General features: G+C 63.2%; 19 protein-coding genes. 16 read left to right on the top strand and 3 right to left on the bottom strand.

Annotated features, from left to right (window positions below; genetic code table 11):
• The first annotated feature begins 3 nt into the window (after positions 1-3).
• Genes AC2YI2_RS17310 through AC2YI2_RS17290 form a run of 5 tightly spaced genes read left to right on the top strand, consistent with a single transcriptional unit; the run spans position 4 to position 4765 of the window.
• Positions 4-1053: a branched-chain amino acid ABC transporter permease gene (locus tag AC2YI2_RS17310; RefSeq protein ID WP_487387735.1), complete on the top strand. Its 1050-nt coding sequence runs from the start codon at positions 4-6 to the stop codon at positions 1051-1053.
• On the top strand, positions 1050-2063 hold the full coding sequence (locus AC2YI2_RS17305; RefSeq protein WP_487387734.1) for a zinc-dependent alcohol dehydrogenase: 1014 nt from the start codon (positions 1050-1052) through the stop codon (positions 2061-2063). Before AC2YI2_RS17310 ends, AC2YI2_RS17305 begins: the two co-directional genes overlap by 4 nt.
• A 25-nt stretch (positions 2064-2088) precedes the next feature.
• On the top strand, positions 2089-2868 hold the full coding sequence (locus AC2YI2_RS17300; protein WP_487387733.1) for an alpha/beta fold hydrolase: 780 nt from the start codon (positions 2089-2091) through the stop codon (positions 2866-2868).
• A 59-nt stretch (positions 2869-2927) separates the two neighbouring features.
• Positions 2928-4154, top strand: coding sequence for an acyl-CoA dehydrogenase family protein (locus AC2YI2_RS17295; RefSeq protein WP_487387732.1), 1227 nt, complete (start codon positions 2928-2930; stop codon positions 4152-4154).
• Complete coding sequence (locus AC2YI2_RS17290; protein WP_487387731.1) at positions 4151-4765, top strand: flavin reductase; 615 nt, start codon at positions 4151-4153, stop codon at positions 4763-4765. Before AC2YI2_RS17295 ends, AC2YI2_RS17290 begins: the two co-directional genes overlap by 4 nt.
• 34 nt (positions 4766-4799) lie before the next feature.
• Here AC2YI2_RS17290 and AC2YI2_RS17285 read toward each other — a convergent pair whose 3' ends face one another.
• Positions 4800-5750, bottom strand: a complete 951-nt coding sequence (locus AC2YI2_RS17285) for a LysR family transcriptional regulator (RefSeq protein ID WP_487387730.1) — start codon at positions 5748-5750, stop codon at positions 4800-4802.
• A gap of 80 nt (positions 5751-5830) precedes the next feature.
• Here AC2YI2_RS17285 and AC2YI2_RS17280 point away from each other — a divergent pair, with 80 nt between their 5' ends.
• From AC2YI2_RS17280 to AC2YI2_RS17240, 9 genes are all read left to right on the top strand, one after another.
• Positions 5831-6691 (top strand): dioxygenase family protein, encoded by an 861-nt coding sequence (locus AC2YI2_RS17280; RefSeq protein WP_487387729.1) that lies wholly within the window; start codon positions 5831-5833, stop codon positions 6689-6691.
• Positions 6688-7752 (top strand): maleylacetate reductase, encoded by a 1065-nt coding sequence (locus AC2YI2_RS17275; RefSeq protein WP_487387728.1) that lies wholly within the window; start codon positions 6688-6690, stop codon positions 7750-7752. Before AC2YI2_RS17280 ends, AC2YI2_RS17275 begins: the two co-directional genes overlap by 4 nt.
• Positions 7753-7775: 23 nt before the next feature.
• Positions 7776-9053, top strand: a complete 1278-nt coding sequence (locus AC2YI2_RS17270; protein ID WP_487387727.1) for an ABC transporter substrate-binding protein — start codon at positions 7776-7778, stop codon at positions 9051-9053.
• An 82-nt stretch (positions 9054-9135) separates the two neighbouring features.
• Positions 9136-9855 (top strand): ABC transporter ATP-binding protein, encoded by a 720-nt coding sequence (locus AC2YI2_RS17265; RefSeq protein WP_487387726.1) that lies wholly within the window; start codon positions 9136-9138, stop codon positions 9853-9855.
• Positions 9855-10565 (top strand): ABC transporter ATP-binding protein, encoded by a 711-nt coding sequence (locus tag AC2YI2_RS17260; RefSeq protein ID WP_487387725.1) that lies wholly within the window; start codon positions 9855-9857, stop codon positions 10563-10565. Before AC2YI2_RS17265 ends, AC2YI2_RS17260 begins: the two co-directional genes overlap by 1 nt.
• Positions 10562-11425: a branched-chain amino acid ABC transporter permease gene (locus AC2YI2_RS17255; RefSeq protein ID WP_487387724.1), complete on the top strand. Its 864-nt coding sequence runs from the start codon at positions 10562-10564 to the stop codon at positions 11423-11425. The genes AC2YI2_RS17260 and AC2YI2_RS17255 overlap by 4 nt, the downstream gene beginning before the upstream one ends.
• A gap of 1 nt (position 11426) precedes the next feature.
• The gene (locus tag AC2YI2_RS17250; RefSeq protein ID WP_487387723.1) at positions 11427-12515 is read left to right on the top strand and encodes a branched-chain amino acid ABC transporter permease; all 1089 of its coding nucleotides are present in this window, start codon (positions 11427-11429) and stop codon (positions 12513-12515) included.
• Positions 12508-14262, top strand: coding sequence for an FAD-dependent oxidoreductase (locus AC2YI2_RS17245; RefSeq protein WP_487387722.1), 1755 nt, complete (start codon positions 12508-12510; stop codon positions 14260-14262). Before AC2YI2_RS17250 ends, AC2YI2_RS17245 begins: the two co-directional genes overlap by 8 nt.
• Before the next feature lie 7 nt (positions 14263-14269).
• Positions 14270-15154: an intradiol ring-cleavage dioxygenase gene (locus AC2YI2_RS17240; RefSeq protein WP_487387721.1), complete on the top strand. Its 885-nt coding sequence runs from the start codon at positions 14270-14272 to the stop codon at positions 15152-15154.
• A 90-nt stretch (positions 15155-15244) separates the two neighbouring features.
• Here AC2YI2_RS17240 and AC2YI2_RS17235 read toward each other — a convergent pair whose 3' ends face one another.
• Positions 15245-16237 (bottom strand): LysR family transcriptional regulator, encoded by a 993-nt coding sequence (locus tag AC2YI2_RS17235; protein WP_487387720.1) that lies wholly within the window; start codon positions 16235-16237, stop codon positions 15245-15247.
• A gap of 168 nt (positions 16238-16405) precedes the next feature.
• Here AC2YI2_RS17235 and AC2YI2_RS17230 point away from each other — a divergent pair, with 168 nt between their 5' ends.
• The gene (locus tag AC2YI2_RS17230; protein ID WP_487387719.1) at positions 16406-17362 is read left to right on the top strand and encodes a VOC family protein; all 957 of its coding nucleotides are present in this window, start codon (positions 16406-16408) and stop codon (positions 17360-17362) included.
• Between the two features lie 9 nt (positions 17363-17371).
• Positions 17372-18016, top strand: a complete 645-nt coding sequence (locus AC2YI2_RS17225; protein WP_487387718.1) for an alpha/beta hydrolase — start codon at positions 17372-17374, stop codon at positions 18014-18016.
• Positions 18017-18275: 259 nt separating this feature from the next.
• On the opposite strand, the gene AC2YI2_RS17220 is transcribed toward AC2YI2_RS17225, so the two are convergent.
• Positions 18276-18704, bottom strand: a complete 429-nt coding sequence (locus tag AC2YI2_RS17220) for a helix-turn-helix domain-containing protein (protein ID WP_487387717.1) — start codon at positions 18702-18704, stop codon at positions 18276-18278.
• Positions 18705-18806: the final 102 nt, after the last annotated feature.

The following is an 18806-nucleotide window of genomic DNA, read 5'->3' as shown; positions in this document are numbered from 1 at the left end:
ATCGTGACCCATACGCTCGCAGCCGTACAAGGCCCGAATCCGGCCGATACCATGGATCTCCCACCGGTCCGCGTCCAGCGCCAGACCATGTCGGGCGTCATCGCGATGGCCATCGGCATTGCTGTGCTCTTCACCATCGCCTCGATGCCGATCTGGGCGAGCCAGGGCCTGATCCGCGACGTGGTCGAGCTCTGCTGCTACATTGCGGTCGCACAGATGTGGAACCTGCTCGCGGGCTATGCTGGCCTGGTTTCGGTCGGACAGCAGGTCTTTGTCGGCGTCGCCGCCTATATGATGTTCGTCATGGCGCAGCTCTGGGGCATCAATCCCTTCGTTGCCGTGGTGCTGGCGATGATCGCACCCGCGCTGCTCGCCATCCCGACATATGGCCTCCTGCACCGGCTCGACGGACCTTATTTCGCGATCGGCACCTGGGTCGTGGCTGAAGTGGTCCGGCTCGCGACCTCGGTTTTTGGCTATGTCAATGCCGGCGCTGGCATGAGCCTGCGCGTGATGACCACCTATTCGCCGACCGAGCGCGCCGTTGGCGTATCACTTCTCTGCGCGCTGATGTTGTTGGTGACGGTGGGCGGCAGCTATCTGTTGCTCCGCTCGCGTTATGGCCTTGCGCTGATCGCGATGCGCGACAATCCGGTCGCCGCGGCGAGCCAGGGCGTCAATGTCAGCCGGCTGCGCTTTCTGATCTGGGTGGCGGCGGCCGTCGGCACCGGCCTCGCGGGTGCCATCTATTTCATGGCCCAGCTCCGCATCACCCCGCCCTCGGCCTATGATCCCAACTGGGCCAACATTGCGATCTTCATCGTCATGGTCGGCGGGCTGGGATCGCTGGAAGGCGTGCTGATCGGGGCTCTCATCTACTTCTTCGCCGAGCGTTGGTTTGGCGAATATGGCGCGACCTATCTCGTGGTGCTGGGCCTGATGACCTTGTTCATGGCCCTCTTCGCCCGGGGCGGCATCTGGGGCCTGATCTGCAAAGTCGTCGATGCGCCCTGGTTCCCGACGCGACGGCGCTTGATGGAGGACCGGGTATGAAGGCAGTACTTTTCGACGGCGTTGGCCTGCCGCTGACAGTTGGCGAACGCCCCGTCCCCGAACCGGTCGAGGACGAAGTCCTGCTCAGGATCGTCGCCTGCGGCATCTGCGGCTCCGATCTGCACATGACCGAAGACCCGAAGACCTTCGGCCTCAAGCAATATGACGTGCTCGGCCATGAGTTTGCCGGTGAGGTGATACGCTGCGGCAGCACCGTCTCCGAGCTGAAGTCGGGTGACCGGGTGGCGGTGGCGCCGATGCGCGGCTGCGGACATTGCGATAGCTGCCGCCGCGGCGAGCCTGCCTGGTGCGCCGAAATGCGCCTGATCGGTGGCGGCTATGCGGAGTTCACCACTGTCGCCGCGCGCCAGTGCCGTGTTCTTCCCGATGACCTGCCGACATCAGAAGGCGCGCTGGCCGAGCCGGTTGCCGTGGCACTTCACTGCGTGATGCGGTCGGGTCTGAAACCGGGCGACCGTGTGCTGGTGCTCGGGGCCGGGCCGATCGGCCTGCTGGTCGCCTTCTGGGCGCGGCGGCATGGCGCCCGCGACGTCATCGTCGCCGATATCAATCGCCATCAGGAGGAGCGCGCCGCCGCCATCGGCGCGACAGGCTTCGCGCTCTCCGGTCCTGGTCTGGCGGACGAGTTCCGTGTCAAGGCCGGCGGCGAACCCGACATCGTGTTCGAATGCGTGGGAAAACGCGGCCTCATCGATTTCGCCTGCAAGCTTGTGCGGACGCATGGGACGGTGGTCGGCGTCGGCCTCTGCGTTGGTGGCGACGACTGGGATCCCTTTGCGGCATTGTCCAAGGAAATCCAGCTGATCTTCGCGGTGTTTTTCAACATGGCCGAGTTCGAGACGGCGCTGGGCGCTCTCGGCCCCGGCCGCTACCGCCCGCAGGCGCTGATATCAGGCCGGATCGGCTTCAGCGACGTGCCCGAAACCTTCGAGGGCCTCAAGCGCCGGACCACGCAATGCAAGGTGCTTATCGCCGCCGATGCGGCCTGATCGATTGTACGAGGAGGATAACTCTATGGAATTTGAAACCCTGACCCATGACATCGACGGCGTACGTACGGTGGTGAAGGCGATTGGGCGTGGTCCCGCCGTGCTTGCGCTTCACGGCGCAGCGACGATCGAGGGCTATGACTGGGCGCGCGGCCTGGCAGATCGCTTTCGCGTCTATCTGCCTTTCCATCCCGGCTTCGGTGAAAGCGCGGAGGCGCCTCACATCACCGGGATGCAGGACTTGGTGGTCCACAACCTCCGTCTCATCAAGACGCTGGGCCTCGACCGGCCGCATCTCGTGGGTCACTCCATGGGCGGCTGGATGGCGGCCGAGATCGCCGCTGTCGCCGGCGAGCAATTCGCGAAACTGGTGCTGAACGCGCCGGCCGGCCTCAATCATCCCGATCATGTTGGCGCCGATCTCAGCAGGATCCCGCCGGAAGAGTTTCCCGCCTATCTCGCTCACAATGTCGGCGTCGCGGCGCGCTATTTCCCCGGCGGTTCGGAATGCCCTTCCGTGGAGGCCTTCGTGGCGGCGCGTGAGAAGGAAGGTCCGGCGCTCGGCAACATTCTCAAGGTGCACGGCATGGGCCACCCCAATCTCGGCCGCTGGCTGAGCCGGATCCCCAACGAGACACTCATCGTCTGGGGCGACAAGGACCGCATGATGCCGGCTTCGCAGGCGCCTGTCTGGCAGGAGCGCATTCCGAACGCCAAGACGCTGATCGTGAAGGACGTCGGCCACTTCGCGATGCAGGAAGATCCACACACTGTTACCGCCATCGGCGACTTCCTCGCCAAGTAAAACCACGCGCGGCGCCCACAGGCGAGCCGCATGACCAGGACTATCAAGGAGGAATTGTCATGAACGCACCAATCAAACACGCAGCAGGCTACTGGGGTACGAAGACGGACTTCGCGTCCCTCATGGCCCATGTCGAGAAGATCGGCCCGATCCTCGACAAGAATTCCGAGGACAATGAGAAGCTCGGCCGCCTCAACGAGGAGACGTTCGAAGCGCTCAAGCCGCTCAGGATGAGCCATGTCTTCGCCGGCGAGGATATCGGCGGCGCGCAGCTTTCACCGACGCAAGGGCTGCAGCTCATCGAGGCAATCACCTATCACAGCGGTGCCGCCGGCTGGATCTCGATGGTCCATACCTGCATCGGCGCGATGTCAGCGGCCTTCCTGCCGGACACCGCGATCGGCCGGCTGTTCGACGGCACGACCGACAATCGATTCTCCGGCCAGGGCACCCCGACCGGCATGCTGAAGAAGGTCGACGGTGGCTATCGCCTGAACGGCAAGTGGTCCTATGCCAGTGGCATCTACCACGCGACCTACACACACACCGCTGCCCTGCTCGACGACGGCAACGGCCAGCCGGCGAAGGACGAGAAGGGCGACGTGATCGTGCTCTGTGCCCATGCGCCGGTCGGCGACCACGAACTGCTCGGCAACTGGAACGTCCTCGGCCTCCAGGCCACCGGCAGCATCGACTATGCCGCCAACGATGTCTTCATCCCCGACGACATGGTGTTCCCGATCCTGACCGCCGAGCCGCAGCGCATGAAGGAATTCTTCAGCCTCGGCGTCGTCGGACTTGCCGCCATCGGCCATTCCGGCTGGGCGATCGGCGCATCGCGCCGCATGCTCGACGAAGCCGCGAAATATGCCAGGACCAAGACCGGCCGCGCCGGCCTGCTCGGCGAAAGCGACAAGTTCTGGTACGATTTCGGCCGGGCGGAAGCCCGCGTCCGTGCCGCCCGCGCCTTTCTATTCGAGGTGTGGCGAGAGGTCGAAGCCTCGATCGAGGCCGGCAACCGCATGACGACCCGTCAGATCAGCCTTGTGCATCTCGCCAAGTCGGAAGTGCACGAAGCCGGCGTCGACGCTTGCCATTTCGTCTATCGCGCGGTCGGTGGGGTCTCGCTGCGCTACGGCGTGATGCAGCGGATCTATCGCGAGATGCTGACGGCGGCCAACCATTTCACCATCAATCCGAACATCGTCGCTGCCGCGGGCCGCGACATTGCCGGTCTGTGGAATGATCGAGTCTGGCAGTTCTACGACCTGATCGAGAAGAAATGAGCGCGCTGGCAAAAGGCATGCCGGACAAGGTGGCGGCACCAGAAACGGGTGCCGCGGCCGGGGGCTCTGGTGTCACGGACGCCTTTCTCGCGGCGTTCCGACACCATCCCTCGGGTGTGGCAATCATCACGGCGGATGTCGGCGAAGGCCCTGTGGCGCTGACCGTGAGTTCGCTGATCTCAATCAGTGCGACGCCGCCTATGGTTGCCGTCTCGCTCTCGGCCTCATCCTCGAGCGCCCGGGTGGTGGAGCGCGCCCGGTCGGTCGTCATCCACTTCGTCCGCCGTGCCGACATGCAACTCGCCCGTCTCTGCGCGACATCAGGCAGTGATCGTTTCGGACCGGATGTGCGATGGGGACGCCTCGAAAGCGGCGAACCCTATTATCCGCAGGTGGACCTCTGGTTCCGGGCGGAGCTCCGCGGCCGGCTGGAAACGCCGGGCGCCTGTCTGGTCACGGCGGAACTGACATCCGTATCGCCTGGCGCCCATGCGACGCGGCAGGCGGAAGCCCTGGTCTATTCCAACCGCGCCTGGCACGGCCTCGGTCCTGTCGTCGATACGGTCTCGGCGCCGGTGATGCTCTGGCCGGACGATTCGGCGACCTTCTGACATTGGTCCGGCGGCGCCGCCGCCGGCCGCGAACTTACATTCCCCAGACCACGGATTGCTCGTGGCGCTTGATCAGATGTCTCAGGTTCTCAAAACTCTTGCGAATATGTGCCGAGAACGCCTCGATAGCCGGTGCGCCCAGGTCTCCTGTGCGTCGCAAAAGACCGAGCGCTCGCTCAGGATGGGGGATGTTCACCGGCAATGCGGTGATCGCCTTGTCATTGCGATAGGCGAAGACCACGCTGTGGGGCAGGATGGTCAGCGCATCGCTTTCCTTCATGTAATTGATCGCGCTCGTCAGGGAGCCGCCTGCGTAACGGATCTTGGTCTCCGTCGCGCCGAGCGACAGCACGAGGCTTCTCAGGTCGGCAAGCAGTGGACTGCCGGGCGGCGGTGCTATCCACGGATATTCGAGCAGGTCCGGCCCGTTCAGCTTGCGCTTGAGCAACAGCGGATGGGTAAGGCGACAGGCCACCACGTTCCGGCCCGGCAGCAATTCCTGGAAATGCATCCCCGATCCCTCGTCGAGCATGTCGATCGGGCAGATCGCGAGATCAATGCGGTCGGCGACGATGGCCGCGCGCAATTCGGCAAGATAGCCATAGCTTTGTTCGATGCGGACTTCGGGAAATGCGTTCTGGAAACCAGCGATCATGCCGGCGATCAACGCATCCATGAAGAACGGCGTGCCGCCAACGCGCACGAGCCCTGTCCGGCCGTGCCGGAAGCCTTCGACCAGAGCGGAGGCTTTGCGCGACGCCGTGAGCATTGCCTGCCCGTGGTCGGCCAGCGCGCGGCCGAGCGGTGTCGGCTGCAGTGGCCTTCGGCCCTTGATGAAAAGCGGCTCCCCGAGCCGCTTTTCCAGCATTGCAAGAGTACGGGACACCCCCGGCTGGCTAAGCCCCAGCAGCGTCGCGCCTTCGGTCACGCCCCCCGCTTGGACGACCGCCGCCAGCTGCACCAGATGTCGTTCGTCGATCTTCATAACAAATACGCATACAAATCGCGAAAAAAATTATCAAGCACTCAGTTTCGGCCTGCTAAGTTATCGTCATGGGAGGAGTCATGCCTGATATAACGTTCAGCGAGCGCAATTCTGCGCAGCTTGTGGCCGAGCGGCTCGACAAGCATGCAGAGGGGCCTTTGCAGTCCTTCATGGTTTCTTTCATAGAACACCTGCACAAGCTGATCCGCGAGACGCGTCCGACCCATGCGGACTGGCGGCGGACGATGGAGTTCCTCACCGAGGTCGGTCACGCCAGTGACGGCCGGCGGCAGGAATGGGTGCTGCTTTCGGATCTCCTGGGCGTGACCGCGCTTATCGAGGAGATCAATACCCGCCGGCCAAAGGGCGCGACACCCAACACAGTTCGCGGCCCCTTCTACCGGGCGGACGCGCCGCGCTTAGCGCTCGACGCCAATATCTCGCTCGATGGCGTCGGCCCCGCACTCGCGGTGACCGGCCATGTGCGGGATCTCGACGGGCAGCCTGTCCCGGGCGCCACGATCGAAACCTGGCAGGCCAACAACGAAGGCTTTTATGAGAACCAGCAGCCGGACCAGCAGCCCGAATTCAACCTTCGCGGCGTGTTCACTGCCGATGCCAAGGGCGATTTTCGCTACCGGACGGTGCGGCCGGGTGGCTATGCCGTGCCTTGCGACGGGCCGGTCGGCCAGATGCTCGGTGGCCTTGGTTTTCCGCTCAGGCGCCCGGCGCATCTCCACTTTCTGATCAAGGCCGATGGCTTCGAGACGATCAGCACACATGTCTATGATAGCGGCGATCCCGATCTCGGCCAGGACGCGCTGTTCGGCGTCAAGGAAGAACTGATCGGCGAGTTCAAGACATCGGGCAAGGGAGAGAGCTCGATGCTCGAGTTCACCTTCGTGATGGTGAGGGCCAAGAAGGGGCGCGCGTCGTCATGACACTGTCGTTCAGCTATCAGGGGAGCCCAGCGCGCATCGTCTTCGGCAACGGAGCGAGCGCAGATGTCGGCAAATGGGTCGAGGAACTGCAATGCCGGCGCGCCCTGGTGCTCTCGACCTCGCACCAAGCGGCGGATGCCCAAGACCTGTCGGCGCGGCTCGGATCCCTCTCGGTCGGCACCTTCACCGATGCGGCCATGCACACGCCGGTCGAGGTGACGGAGCGCGCTGTCGCCCGCGCCGCCGAGCTTGGCGCGGATTGCGTGGTGTCGCTCGGCGGCGGCTCGACCACCGGGCTCGGCAAGGCCATGGCCTATCGCACCGACATCCAGCAGATCGTCGTGCCCACGACTTATGCCGGTTCCGAAGTGACGCCGATCCTTGGCCAGACGGAGAATGGTGCCAAGACCACGGTGCGCAGCCCGAAGATCACGCCTGAAATCGTCATCTACGATCCGGAGCTCACGCTCGGCCTGCCTGTCGGCATGAGCATTACCAGCGGCCTGAACGCGATTGCGCATGCGGCGGAGGGGCTCTATGCGCCCGACCGCAATCCGATCGCCACGATGATGGCGATAGATGGGATGCGGGCGCTCAAGGACGCGTTGCCCGTTATCATCGAAAGCCCCCGCGCCAGTTCGGCCCGAGAGAAGGCACTTTATGGCGCTTGGCTTTGCGGCACCGTGCTCGGCCAGATCTCGATGTCGCTGCATCACAAGATCTGTCACACGCTGGGCGGCAGCTTCGACACGCCGCATGCGGAGACACATTCGATCATGCTGCCGCACACTGTCGGATTCAACGCATCCGCGGTGCCGGAGCTGATGACGCCGATCTCGGACATTTTCGGTGGCGGCACGCCTGGACAGGCGCTTTACGATTTCGCGAAGTCGATCGGCTCGCCGATGGCACTCAAGGACTTCGGCCTCAATGAGGCCGACCTCGACCGGGCCGCCGAGATCGCGACCAGGAATCCCTACTCGAACCCGCGGCCGATCGATCACGCATCGATCCGCGCGCTCTTGCAGGACGCATGGAGCGGTCAGCGACCGCAATATTGAATTCTTTGGGAGGAGGAAGGCATATGATTACGAGACGTGAACTGCTTAAGTCCGCAGCCGCCACAGGAGCCGTGGCAGCGACCTCAGGCCTGGCCATGCCGGCCATCGCGCAAGGCGCCCCGATCAAGCTGGGCTATGTCAGCCCGCAATCCGGTCCGCTCGCCGCTTTCGCGGAGGCCGACAAGTTCATCATCGACGGCTTCATGGCGGCCACCAAGGCGGCCGGACTGAACTACGAAGTCGTGGTGAAGGACAGCCAGTCCAACCCGAACCGGGCGGCAGAAGTCGCCAAGGAACTGATCGTCAACGACGAAGTCAACGCGGTGCTGGTCGCCTCGACGCCCGAGACGACCAATCCGGTGGCGACGACCTGCGAGGCAGAGGAAGTGCCCTGCATCTCAACCATGGCGCCGTGGCAGCCCTGGTTTATCGGCCAGCAGGCAAATCCTGGCGACCCGGCGTCGTGGAAACCGTTCAACAGCGCCTTCCACTTCTTCTGGGGTCTGGAAGACGTCATCGCTGTCTTCACCAACATGTGGGGCCAGCTGGAAACCAACAAGAAGGTCGGCGGCCTGTTCCCCAATGACGGTGACGGCAATGCCTGGGGCGACAAGGCAGTTGGCTTTCCACCTGTCCTGGACAAGCTTGGCTACACGATCAACGATCCGGGTCGCTACCAGAACCTGACCGACGATTTCTCGGCGCAGATCAACGCATTCAAGTCGGGCAGCTGCGAAATCATCACCGGCGTGATGATCCCACCGGATTTCACGACATTCTGGAATCAGGCACAGCAGCAGGGCTTCAAGCCGAAAATTGCTTCCATGGGCAAGGCGATCCTGTTTCCTCAGGCCGTCGAGGCGCTTGGCAAGAACGGTCACAACCTTTCCTCGGAAGTCTGGTGGTCGCCAAGCCATCCGTTCAAATCGTCGCTGACCGGCCAGGGCTCCAAGGACCTCGCCGACGGCTTTACGACGGCGACCGGCCGGCCCTGGACCCAGCCGATCGGCTTCATCCATGCGTTGTTCGAAGTCGCAGCCGATGTGATGAAGCGCGCCGATCCGACGGACAGCGCAGCCGTTATCTCCGCCATATCAGCCACGAACCTCGAGACAATCGTCGGCAAGGTGGCCTGGGACGGCGCCAATGTACCGCCCTTCGCGACCAAGAACATCGCCAAGACCCCGCTCGTCGGCGGCCAGTGGCGTCTAAAGGATGGCGGCGGCTACGATCTCGTCATCGTCGACAACCAGACCGCGCCGAACATCCCGACATCAGGCAAGATGGAAGCCATCGCCTGAGCCGCGGACGAACCGCGCGATATCGGCCCGGGGCTCGGCCCCGCGCCGTCCCTGCGGCCGACGCCCTAATACCGAGATCCTGATGCCCGTACTCGCCCTCAACCAGCTATCGAAGAGCTTCGGCGCCCTGATGGTGGCCGACAAGGTCTCGTTTGGGCTGGAACAGGGCGAGGCGCTCGGCGTGATCGGTCCCAACGGGGCCGGCAAGTCGACGCTCTTCAACCTGATCACTGGCAATATCCGGGCCGACGCCGGCTCCATCCAGTTCGATGGCGTCGACGTGACGCGGCAGCCGCCGATGGCGCGCTGTCTCGCCGGCATCGGCCGGACGTTCCAGATCCCGCAACCCTTCGAGAAGCTGACGGTGTTCGAGAACCTGCTCGTCGCTGCGGCCTTCGGCTCCAGCAAGACCGAGCGTGACGTCAGCGACCGGTGTGCGGACATTCTCGTCGAGACCGGGCTTTATCCGAAGGCAAACCAGTTGGCGGGAAGTCTCGGGCTTCTCCAGCGCAAACGCCTCGAGCTCGCCCGTGCGCTCGCCACCGATCCCAAGATCCTGCTGCTCGACGAGATCGCGGGCGGACTCATCGAGGGCGAATGCAGCGAGCTGGTGGAGACAATCCGCGCGATCCACCGGCGCGGTGTCTCGATCATCTGGGTCGAGCATGTGCTGCACGCGCTGACCTCGGTCGTCAGCCGCCTCGTCGTGCTGCATTTCGGCCGGGTGATCGGCATCGGCGATCCCGATACGATCATGGCCTCGAAGGAAGTGCGCGAAATCTATCTCGGGATCGAGGTCTGATGGCGCTGCTCGAGATACAGGGCCTGACAGCCTTCTATGGCGACTTCCAGGCGCTGTTCGGCGTCGATCTCGTGCTGAACGAGGGCGAGACGGTCGCCGTGATCGGCGCCAACGGGGCTGGCAAATCGACGCTGTTGCGCTCGATCTCCGGCCTCATCCGCAATGCGCCCGGGCATATCCGCTACGACAATGCCGAGATCGGCGCCCTGCCCGCCCCCGATGTGGTGCGACTCGGGATCGCCATGGTGCCCGAGGGCCGCCGACTGTTTCCGTCCCTGTCAGTCGAGGAGAATCTGCTGATCGGCAAATATGGGCGCACCGGCAACGGCACCTGGTCGCTTGATGCGATCTACGATCTCTTCCCCGTACTCAAGGAACGCCGTCACGGTCCCGGCACTGCCCTTTCCGGTGGCCAGCAACAGATGGTGGCAATCGGCCGGGGCCTGATGTCCAATCCGCGCGTCCTGCTGTGCGACGAGATCAGCCTCGGGCTGGCGCCCGTCGTGGTGAAGGACATCTACGCCGCCTTCCCGAAAATCCGCGCGACCGGTGCTGCAATCGTCATCGTCGAGCAGGATATCGGCCAGGCGCTGAAAGTGGCCGACAGGGTCTATTGCATGATGGAAGGACGGATAACGCTGACGGGCACGCCGGCGACGCTCAGCCGCGAGGACATACACGCCGCGTATTTCGGAGCGCACACGCGATGAGCTGGCTCGATACGATCATTCAGGGCATCCTGCTCGGCGGTCTCTACGCCCTGTTCGCGGCGGGGTTGAGCCTCGTCTTCGGCATCATGCGGCTGGTCAATCTCGCACATGGCGACCTGATCGTGCTCGCCGCCTTCCTGGTGCTGCTTCTCGTCTCGGCGCTCGGCCTCAATCCTTTCTTGGCAGCTGTGATCGCCCTGCCGGTCATGTTCGTTCTCGGCTGGGGGCTGCAATATGTCGTGCTCAACCGCACGCTGGGCGACGATATCCTGCCGCCACTGCTGGTAACCTTCGGTCTCTCGGTCGTCATCCAGAACGGCCTGCTCGAAGGGTTTTCAGCCGACAGCCGCCGCATCTCGGCCGGCGCACTGGAGACGGCGTCGCTGCAGATCGGTCCGATCAGCATCGGCACGATGCCGCTGCTTACCTTCGTTTCGGCGGTCGGCGTCATTGTCGCGCTCAACCTGCTGTTCTACCGCACCTCGCTCGGCCGGGCCTTCCGCGCCACGTCCGATGACAGCGCCACTGCCGGACTTATGGGGATTCGCGCTGAACGCATCTTCGCGACGGCCACGGGGATTGCCATGATGGTGGTGACGATCGCCGCGCTCTATCTCGGCACCCGCGCCAATTTCGATCCGACCATGGGGCCGGCGCGGCTGATCTATGCCTTCGAGGCTGTCATCATCGGCGGTCTGGGCTCGTTCTGGGGGACGCTGGCCGGCGGCATCATCATCGGCGTGGCGCAGACAATGGGTGCGGCGATCAATCCGGAATGGCAGATCCTGGCCGGCCACATCGCCTTCCTTCTGGTGCTGATCGTCAGGCCGCGCGGCCTCTTCCCTCGGGCGGTGGATTGAGATGACGGATCACGTTTCACCCAACTGGACCGTCTCGACCCGCGCCCGCGGTTCCTCCGTGTCGATCCTGCTGATCCTCGCGGTGGTCGTGGTCGCCATCGCCACGCCGCTTTTCGCATCGCGGGCGATCATCCAGGACCTGTTCTTCATCCTGACCATGCTGGTGCTGGCCCAGTGCTGGAACCTGCTAGCGGGTTATGCCGGCCTCGTCTCGGTCGGCCAGCAGGCTTTTGTCGGTTTCGGCGCCTATGCGATGTTCGCCGGTGTGAGCCTGCTCGGGCTCGACCCCCTCGCGGCCATCGCGCTGGGCGGGCTGGCGGCCCTGGCGCTGTCAGTGCCGACGGCCTTCTTCGTCTTCCGGCTACAGGGCGCCTATTTCGCGATCGGCACCTGGGTCATCGCCGAGGTCGTGCGGCTGTCGCTCGCGCAATGGAAGGCGCTGGGCGGCGGCACCGGCACGTCGCTGCCCTCGGGCGCCACCCGCGACATGGTCGGCGTCCGCCTCGTCGCCGACATGCTCGGGGTCCGCGGACCACAGGCCACCGACATCGTCTGCTATTGGCTGGCGTTGCTGCTGGCCGTCGTCACGATCGGGTCGATCTACAAGCTGCTGCGCTCGAAGCAGGGCCTCGGGCTGGCCGCCGTGCGCGACAACCGCGAGGCCGCCCGCTCGGTCGGCGTCGATCCGACCTGGACCAAGTCCTTCGTCTATCTGGTCGCGGCGCTGGCGACGGGCCTCACCGGTGCGCTGATTTATGTGCAGAAAGCCCGCATCTCGCCCGACGCGGCCTTCTCCGTTCCCGACTGGACGGCTTATGTTATCTTCATCGTTGTCATCGGTGGCATCGGCACGATCGAAGGACCGATCGTCGGCGTGATCGTGTTCTACATCCTGCAGAACCTGCTGGCCGACTTCGGCTCCTGGTATCTCCTGATCCTCGGGCTATCAGGCATTCTCATCATGCTGTTTGCGCCGCGGGGCCTCTGGGGCCTGTTCACCGACCGCACCGGAATCCAGCTTTTTCCCGTCCGCCGCATTTTGGCGGCCCAACCCACGACAAAGCCGACCGAAGGAGTGCCGCATGGCTGACATCGAAACCGACGTACTGATCATTGGCACCGGCCCGGCGGGCGCGGCCACAGCCGCACTGCTCGCGACCTACGGCGTCGAGAACATGGCGATCAACCGCTATCGCTGGCTTGCCAACACGCCACGCGCCCACATCACCAACCAGCGCACTATGGAAGTGCTGCGCGACCTCGGCGAAGAGATCGAGGCCGAGGCCTATCTCTATGCCAGCCCGCAGGAGATCATGGGCGAGAACGTGTTCTGCACCTCGCTATCAGGTGAGGAGCTCGGCCGCCTCAAAACCTGGGGCAACCATCCGAAATCGAAGGCGGAACATCTCCTGTCCTCGCCGACAGAGATGAACGACCTGCCGCAGACCTTCATGGAGCCGCTGCTGTTCAAAACCGCCTGCTCGCGCGGCACGCAGGCCCGCATGTCGACGGAATATGTCAGCCACGAGCAGGATGCCGAGGGCGTGACGACGACCTGCCGCGACCGGCTGACCGGCAAGGACATCACCATCCGCTCGAAATATCTAGTAGGCGCCGATGGCGGCAATTCGCTGGTGGCGCAGCATATCGACCTGCCTTTCGAGGGCAAGATGGGCGTCGCCGGCTCGATGAACATCCTCTTCAAGGCCGACCTCTCTCGCTATGTCGCCCATCGCCCCTCGGTGCTCTACTGGGTGCTACAACCGGGATCGAATGTCGGCGGCATCGGTATGGGTCTGGTGCGAATGATCCGGCCGTGGAACGAGTGGCTGATCAACTGGGGTTACGACATCGCCCAAGGCGTGCCCGATGTCGATAATGCCTTCGCCGAAGGTGTGGCGCGCGACCTGATTGGCGATCCCGATATCGACATCGAGGTGACCTCGGTCTCGACCTGGACGGTCAACAACTGTTACGCGGCGCGCGCCCACAAGGGCCGGGTTTTCTGCATGGGCGATGCCATCCACCGCCATCCCCCGTCGAACGGGCTCGGTTCCAATACCTCGATCCAGGACGGCTTCAACCTCGCCTGGAAGCTGGCCATGGTCGTCAAGGGCCAGGCGGGCGCAGGGCTGCTCGAAACCTATACCGAGGAGCGTGCGCCCATCGCCAAGCAGATCGTCACCCGCGCCAACCAGTCGATCGAGGAATTCGGCCCGATCTTCGGCGCGCTCGGCCTGCTCGATTCCATCGACCCGGTAAAGATGCAGGAAAACATGGACCGCCGCTGCGACGACTCGCCGGGCGCCGAAAGCCAGCGCGCGGCGTTGCGCGAGGCGATCGCCTTCAAGGTCTACGAGTTCGACGCGCATGGTGTGGAGATGAACCACCGCTACCAATCGTCAGCAGTCGCCACCGATGGCCGGCCCGAGCCCGCCTTCGCGCAGGATCGGGAACTGCATTTCGAGCAAACGACCTGGCCCGGAGCACGCCTGCCGCATGCCTGGCTGTTCGATGACGGCAACAGGAAGGTATCGACGCTCGATCTCTGCGGCCACGGCACGTTCACCATCCTGACCGGTATCGGCGGACGGGCCTGGGTCGATGCAGCGCGGGCCTTGTCCGCTGAATTCGGCCTGCCGATCGCAACCCATGTCATCGGGCCGCGTCAGCCGTGGCAGGACCATTATGGCGATTGGGCGCGCGCAAGGGAGGTCGGCGATGCCGGCGTCATCCTGGTGCGGCCCGACCATCATGTCGCCTGGCGTTCGGAAGGCCTGGCGGCCGATCCCGCCGGCGAATTGCGGCGCGTGCTAAAATCAATCCTGGACCGGTGAGGCAACAATGGAAGCGCACGAAAAAGGCTATTTCACCGAGGCGAACTCGGTCGAGGTCGTGACCGGCCGCAATGCCGGCGCCAAGGACGAACGGCTGAAGCAGGTGATGGAGGTCATCACCCGCAAGCTGCACGAGGCTGTGAAGGAACTGGAGCCGACGCAGGATGAATGGATGCAGGCCATCCTGTTCCTGACCCGCACCGGCCAGATGTGCAACGAATGGCGGCAGGAATTCATCCTGCTCTCCGACGTGCTCGGCGTGTCCATGCTGGTCGACGCGATAAACAATCGCAAGCCGTCTGGAGCATCCGAGAGCACGGTGCTTGGGCCCTTCCACGTCGCTGATGCGCCGGAACTGCCGATGGGCGCCAATATCTGCCTCGACAGCAAGGGCGAGGATATGGTGATCGAAGGCCGCATCCTCGACACCGAGGGCAAGCCGATCGCGGGTGCCGTGATCGACGTCTGGCAGGCCAATGACGAGGGCTTCTACGACGTGCAGCAGAAAGGCATCCAGCCCGACTTCAACCTGCGCGGCATCTTCAAGACCGGCCCTGATGGGCACTACTGGTTCCGCGCGGTGAAGCCGAAATACTATCCGATCCCCGACGACGGCCCCGTGGGCCAGCTGCTCGGCAATCTCGGCCGCCATCCCTACCGTCCGGCGCATTTGCACTACATCATTAGCGCAGCAGGCTTCGAGACGCTGACGACGCATATCTTCGACCCCGATGACCCCTATATCCACTCGGATGCGGTGTTCGGCGTCAAGGAAAGCCTGCTTGCGAAGTTCGACAAGGTGAACGATCTGGCGCGTGCCGAGAGTTACGAATTCGCCGGCGACTTCTGGGACGTGACACACGATTTCGTGCTGGCGCGGCGCAAGACCTGAGGGCCGGTTCGGTTTCCCATCGGGAGAACTCCGAAAGGAGAGTGCGGCAGCCGCATCCTCCTTCCTCATTCCAGGGGATTCGGTTGTGCTTCACTCCGCCGCGGCCTTGCGCTCGCGCTCACCCATGAACGGTCCCTGGACCCAGTGGATCGTCTTCTCCTGCTTCTCGACCGCGCGGCGAAGCTCCGAAAACTCCCGCCGCAGATGGCCGAGAAACTTGCGCCCGGCCGGGTTCGAATAGGGCTTCTTCCGGGTCATGATGCCCAGCACCCGTTCCGGCTGCGGGATGTCGAGTGGAATGATGGTGATCTTGCTCTCGCCTCGAAAGGCATAGGCCACGGAATGCGGCAGGATGGCCAGTGCGTCGGTCCCCGCAAGATAGTTCACGACACTGAGCAGCGAGCCGCCGGCATAGCGCAGGCTGACTTCCTCGAGCCCGAGCGTGAGCAGGATATTGTGCAGGTCAAGCACCAGCGGCGATCCTGGCAGTGGTGCCACCCAGGGATAGTTGACGATGTCTTCCGTCGCGAAACTATGCTTTCTCGCCAGCGGATGGCCCGCACCACAGGCGAGCACGTTGCGGGCCGGCAGGATCGACTCGAAATGAAGGTCGGCGCGAAGATCCACCGAACCGGTCGGCGTCACCGCGAGATCGATCTGACCCGAATCCAGTTCGGCAACGAGATCGGGATAATTGCCATAAGACTGGTGCACCATGATGCCGTGCTCGCCACGCTGGAACGAGGCGATCATCGGCGACACGACCGCATCCATGAAGAAGGGTACGCCACCGATGCGGACACGGCCCGAAGACCCCGATTTGAAGCTGCGGATAATCTCCATCGCCTTGCGTGACGAGGTGAGGATCGACTTGCCCTGCTGGCCGAGCTGCTCGCCGAGCGGCGTCGGCTGCATCGGCCGGCGGCCGGAGACAAAGAGCGGCTCACCGATGCGCTTTTCCAGGATGGAAATGGTGCGTGAGACGGCCGACTGCGTCATGCCGAGCATTGCGGCAGCTTCAGTCACGCCGCCGGTTTCGATGACGGCGGCGAGCTGAACGAGATGTGCTTCCACGATCTTCATAGCAATTTGCTATAGCCTGTATGAATAATGTCAATCAACAGGCAATTGTATCGGCTATAGTCATGATGATCACGACGCGCGGCTCAACTTGCCGGCAAGCGTGGCTCCGGATGAATGCGGGGGAGGATCCGCGTCCGGAACTGGAGACTGTTTTCGGAGGAGGAAAACATGGCCCTTATCAGCGGCTATCATCACTTGACGCTTTGCACCGACGGCGCGCAGGAAGATTACGACTTCTACACCAAGGTGCTTGGACTCTATTCGGTCAAGCGCACCGTGCTGTTCGACGGCACTATCCCGGTCTACCACCTCTATTATGGCTCGCGAAACGGCGATGCCTCGACCATCATCACCACGTTCCCGTTCAGGAAGCCCGGCGTTTTCGGCCGACGCGGCACCAACCAGTCCAAGATTATCCAGATGGCCATACCCGTCGGCTCCGCCGACTACTGGATCGATCGGCTGAACGGCAAAGGCGTCGAGGCGAGCAAGATTTCGCGCTTCGGCATCACCCGCGTCGCCTTCAAGCATCCCTGCGGCATTCCGCACGAACTGGTCGAGAGCCCTGCGGATAACCGGGCATCGATCGTCAACGAGGCGCAGGGCGTTGTCGCTGCGCATGGCATCAAGGGCATCTACGGCGCAGCGATCGCCGTCTTCGATCGCACGGCGATGGACGACTTTCTCGGTGTCGGCATGTCGATGACGAAGGAAGCCGATAGCGACGAAGGCCTGATGTTCTCCGTGCCGAACCCCGGCGGGCCGAACAGCATGGTTGAAGTGCTGCAGGAATCCACCGGCCCGCAGGGCACCTGGACGTTGGCCGGTGGCACGATCCATCATCTCGCGCTCAACACCGGCAACGAGGAAAACCAGCTCAAGCTCAAGGCGCATATCGAAGGTCTCGGCTTTACCGACGTGTCGGACCAGAAGGACCGCAACTATTTCAAGTCCTGCTATGTCCGTTCGCCGGGCGGCGCGCTGTTCGAAATCGCATGGTCGGTTGAAGGCGGCTGGGCGCTGGATGAGCCTGCGGACAAGATCGGCACCACGCTGGTCTTCCCGCCTTGGTTCGAAGACCGCAAGCAGGAGCTCATCGCCGGCCTGGAACCGGCGAATTTCTGAGCCGGATCGATGTCAACACACGACACGCCCCTTCTCCTCGGCGCTACGCCCGAGGAGGCCCTTGTCCATTGCGTGTTCATCCACGGGCGGACCCAGTCGCCCGAGGACATGCAGGAGCAGGTCATCTCCAGGCTGAGAACGGCGGGCGTCGCCTACCTGTTGCCGCGCGCACTCGGCAACAGCTGGTACAGCGCGCGCGCCACGGATGCGCTGACGGATGCGACGCGGCAGCAGCTCGAACAGTCCGTCAATCACATCCGGAGACTGGTCAGCGGCTTTTCCCTCGGGCGAATCCATCCGAAACCCCTCGTTATCGGCGGCTTCAGCCAGGGCGCTTGCCTGGCTATTGAATATGCGATGCGACACGGGCCGTGGGGTGGCGCCATGGTCAATCTGACTGGCTGCCGTGTAGGGACACCGCAATGCCAGAAGCCGTTTGCCGATCTCGATGGACTGCCCGTCTACCTGACTGGCTCGGACAAGGATACGTGGATTCCCACCGGCGCCATGGCGAGTGCAGCGGAGGCCCTGGCACGGGCGCGGGCCCGGCTCCGCTGCGACATCGTGCCGGACCGTGCGCATGAAGTGTCCAACCACGAAATCACGATCTTCGACTCGATGCTCTCGGGCATGGCAAAGCGGAATTGGTGGTAGGCATTGGTTACTGGCGATCATTTAGCGCGGAGAATCACTGCATTGCCTGACCAAGCGAAACGTGCAGCATAAGCCCGACTTGCAATGTACGGTTCAAATGGGCAAGCGCCTCGAACACGCATTATGCAGCAATCCGCCTCTTTCACTCTCGGTCGAATCACCGTCTTCACTGCCGCCAAGAAAACTCACGCGTCGCCGCTGGATAGAGTGAAAATTCGATGATCTCCGCTCCACCGACCTCGCCGATGGAGCCAGACGGTTAGAGACGAGGCGCTTCCACATTTGTCGCATTCTCGTTTGCCATAGCCTCAACCGTCCTTAGTACCTTGTAGCGAAGTTGGGCATCGGCGATCGAATGAAACATCTTTAGCAGCGCAAGACCCTGCTTTGTCGCAATTTGCAGCGGCGTCAGATTGTCGTTTTCCGGCTCCGATTTGGCAAAAGCATTGAAGAAGGTTGATACCGAGACTCCCAGCGCACCAGCGATTTCGGTGAGTTGCACTATGCTGACCCGACTGGTTCCGCGCTCATATCGCCGCATCTGCCTGAACGTCACTCCGATGCGATCTGCTAGAACTTCTTCCGTTAGATCCCTACTGATACGCAGGCTGCGAATCTGACTACCGATCTTAGCATCGACTGGATTCGGCATGAGGCGGTTGCCCTGTGGTTGATTGAGGTCGAACACCTACAATTTCTGGCAAAAGGTTCGGCTGCCGTCAACGCCGGAATGCGTCCAATCGGTGATAGAGTCGAGGCCATGCAACCTATTCCCGATAGGCAACGAGGC

The organism is Rhizobium sp. SRI_017 (genome assembly GCF_057586295.1).
Note: the sequence above shows the minus strand (reverse complement) of the source record. Positions and strands in the feature narration are given on the sequence as shown.

Bases quoted from the DNA above. Each gene is read 5' to 3' on its own strand.
- AC2YI2_RS17305 (WP_487387734.1), top strand. From the start codon at position 1,050: ATGAAGGCAGTACTTTTCGACGGCGTTGGCCTGCCGCTGACAGTTGGC.
- AC2YI2_RS17300 (WP_487387733.1), top strand. From the start codon at position 2,089: ATGGAATTTGAAACCCTGACCCATGACATCGACGGCGTACGTACGGTG.
- AC2YI2_RS17295 (WP_487387732.1), top strand. From the start codon at position 2,928: ATGAACGCACCAATCAAACACGCAGCAGGCTACTGGGGTACGAAGACG.
- AC2YI2_RS17290 (WP_487387731.1), top strand. From the start codon at position 4,151: ATGAGCGCGCTGGCAAAAGGCATGCCGGACAAGGTGGCGGCACCAGAA.
- AC2YI2_RS17285 (WP_487387730.1), bottom strand. From the start codon at position 5,750: ATGAAGATCGACGAACGACATCTGGTGCAGCTGGCGGCGGTCGTCCAA.
- AC2YI2_RS17280 (WP_487387729.1), top strand. From the start codon at position 5,831: ATGCCTGATATAACGTTCAGCGAGCGCAATTCTGCGCAGCTTGTGGCC.
- AC2YI2_RS17275 (WP_487387728.1), top strand. From the start codon at position 6,688: ATGACACTGTCGTTCAGCTATCAGGGGAGCCCAGCGCGCATCGTCTTC.
- AC2YI2_RS17270 (WP_487387727.1), top strand. From the start codon at position 7,776: ATGATTACGAGACGTGAACTGCTTAAGTCCGCAGCCGCCACAGGAGCC.
- AC2YI2_RS17265 (WP_487387726.1), top strand. From the start codon at position 9,136: ATGCCCGTACTCGCCCTCAACCAGCTATCGAAGAGCTTCGGCGCCCTG.
- AC2YI2_RS17260 (WP_487387725.1), top strand. From the start codon at position 9,855: ATGGCGCTGCTCGAGATACAGGGCCTGACAGCCTTCTATGGCGACTTC.
- AC2YI2_RS17255 (WP_487387724.1), top strand. From the start codon at position 10,562: ATGAGCTGGCTCGATACGATCATTCAGGGCATCCTGCTCGGCGGTCTC.
- AC2YI2_RS17250 (WP_487387723.1), top strand. From the start codon at position 11,427: ATGACGGATCACGTTTCACCCAACTGGACCGTCTCGACCCGCGCCCGC.
- AC2YI2_RS17245 (WP_487387722.1), top strand. From the start codon at position 12,508: ATGGCTGACATCGAAACCGACGTACTGATCATTGGCACCGGCCCGGCG.
- AC2YI2_RS17240 (WP_487387721.1), top strand. From the start codon at position 14,270: ATGGAAGCGCACGAAAAAGGCTATTTCACCGAGGCGAACTCGGTCGAG.
- AC2YI2_RS17235 (WP_487387720.1), bottom strand. From the start codon at position 16,237: ATGAAGATCGTGGAAGCACATCTCGTTCAGCTCGCCGCCGTCATCGAA.
- AC2YI2_RS17230 (WP_487387719.1), top strand. From the start codon at position 16,406: ATGGCCCTTATCAGCGGCTATCATCACTTGACGCTTTGCACCGACGGC.
- AC2YI2_RS17225 (WP_487387718.1), top strand. From the start codon at position 17,372: ATGTCAACACACGACACGCCCCTTCTCCTCGGCGCTACGCCCGAGGAG.